The following is a 278-nucleotide window of genomic DNA, read 5'->3' as shown; positions in this document are numbered from 1 at the left end:
AGCAGAAAATGCAGGCCTAACAGGAGCATGCGCAACGAATAAAGCATGACGAGACTCACACCAGACAGTCGAATTCCAGTGTACGACTGTACACTGGAAGAGGCAAATGTCGGGGTGGGTCTTTGGCTTAACCCATCGGGTTCTGGTCCAGCTCGATGGCTTTATCCAGGGCATCGAGCAGGCCCTTGCGCACCTTGAGCTTGGTGTTCTTGTGCGCGAGCATGTTCAGCTTCTTCAATTCACGGGCAGCGGCCAGCGCTGCTTCGTGCAGTTGCTCG

At 55.0% G+C, this 278-nt stretch carries 1 pseudogene; it reads right to left on the bottom strand.

Annotated elements, in window-relative coordinates:
- Window positions 1-127 precede the first annotated feature (127 nt).
- A pseudogene (locus tag SB725_RS30915) lies at window positions 128-278 on the bottom strand (enoyl-CoA hydratase); the annotation flags it as partial.

Source organism: Pseudomonas sp. SIMBA_041 (assembly GCF_046535095.1).
GTDB classification, from domain to species: Bacteria; Pseudomonadota; Gammaproteobacteria; order Pseudomonadales; family Pseudomonadaceae; genus Aquipseudomonas; species Aquipseudomonas mucoides.
Note: the sequence above shows the minus strand (reverse complement) of the source record. Positions and strands in the feature narration are given on the sequence as shown.